2 protein-coding genes are annotated in these 1663 nt (G+C 57.2%); both read right to left on the bottom strand.

What is annotated here, in order from left to right; translation table 11 throughout:
* Positions 1-496 (bottom strand): type II secretion system protein GspF (locus GXX82_16795; protein ID NLT24703.1); only part of this gene is annotated, 496 nt, incomplete at its 3' end.
* A partial coding sequence (gene tadA, locus GXX82_16790; GenBank protein NLT24702.1) for a Flp pilus assembly complex ATPase component TadA occupies positions 497-1663 on the bottom strand: 1167 nt, incomplete at its 5' end.

Here is a 1663-nt window from a genome sequence, read left to right as displayed (position 1 = left end):
TGGCCGAGTAGACACTGTCTTTCAGTTCTTTCGCTGTTTCGAGAAACTCGCCCAGCTTTTCGAGGACGATCTCCAGAACACCACCCGTTTCACCGGCCCGGACCATATTCACGTAAAGCCTGGGAAAAACCCTGGGATGTTTTTTCAGGGCATCGGAAAAGGAACTCCCTTCCCGTATGAGTTTCAGAACGGAATTGACCACCTCCTGCATCTGCCTGCCTTCAGAGACCCCGGCCAGGATGTTGAGGCTCCGGTCGAGGGGAAGGCCCGCGCCGATAAGCGCCGACAACTCGGCAGTGAAGGTGAGAAGATCGCCCTTCGATGAGTGCAGTGAAATGCCCTTTTTGAGAACCCCCTTTCTCGGTGACGAAACCTTCAAAGGTATGGCGCCCGAGTCCTTGATCCTCGTGAGGGCCATGCCCTCATCGGGCGCCTCGATGGTGCCTTCGATGATGCCGCCTTCAAGGGTTGTCGCCTTGTACGAATATACTCCCAATTAATCCTCCCTCGTGACCCGAAAGACCTCGTCAAGGGTGGTCACACCCATACGGATCTTCTCCATTCCGTCCTCGAGAAGCGTCTTCATGCCCGACCTTCTCGCCTGCGCCCTGATCTCTCCCTCGTCTGCACCCTTCAACGTCAGCCTTCTCAGCTCTTCATCGATAATGAGAAGCTCGAAGAGCCCCGAGCGCCCGAAGAACCCCGTATGCCCGCAGGCCTCGCAGCCCGCTCCCCGCCAGATGGGCACGCCGCTGCCCATGCCGAGGGCCATGAGTTCCTCCACGTCGTCGGATACGCCTGCCTGACGCCTGCAATCGGGGCAGATCATCCTCACGAGCCTCTGCGCGAGGATGCCCCGGACCGTGGATGACAGGAGAAAGCTCTCCACGCCCATGTCAAGAAGACGTGTGATTGCGCTCGGTGCGTCGTTTGTGTGAAGGGTGGAGAATACAAGATGCCCTGTCAGCGCCGACTGGATGGCTATCTGAGCAGTCTCCAGGTCCCTGATTTCGCCTATCATGATGATGTCCGGGTCCTGCCTGACGATGTGGCGCAATGTGCTGTTAAAATCGAGCCCGATCTGGGGCTTCACCTGGATCTGGTTGACGCCTTTCAACTGATATTCCACCGGATCTTCCACGGTGATGATCTTGTTGTGAGGCGAATTTATCTTGTCGAGTGCCCCGTAAAGGGTCGTTGTCTTGCCGCTGCCCGTGGGCCCCGTCACAAGGATGATGCCGTTCGGCTTCGTTATGAGCTTGTCGAGGGAAATAAGCATGGCCTGCGAAAAACCCAGTCTGTCAAGGTCAATGACGATGCTTTCCCTGTCGAGCAGCCTCATGACGATGCTCTCTCCGTTCACGATGGGGATGGTGGAAACCCTGATGGCGATCTCTTTCTCGCCCACACGCAGCCGTATCCTTCCGTCCTGGGGAAGCCTGCGCTCGGCAATGTTGAGCCTGGCCATGATCTTTATGCGCGAGACGATGGCCGCCTGAAGTCTCTTCGGTGTCGATTCCACGTCATTGAGGACGCCGTCTATGCGGTAGCGGATCTTCATCTCGTCTTCGAAAGGCTCGATATGGATGTCGCTCGCCCTTAACTCCACGGCACGGGTGATGAAGAGGTTCACGAGCCTGATGATGGGTGCTTCCGACGCAAG

Origin of the sequence: Syntrophorhabdus sp. (genome assembly GCA_012719415.1) — a bacterium.
In the GTDB taxonomy this organism is placed as follows: Bacteria; Desulfobacterota; Syntrophorhabdia; order Syntrophorhabdales; family Syntrophorhabdaceae; genus Delta-02.
This window is presented reverse-complemented; position numbering and strand designations above follow the sequence as displayed.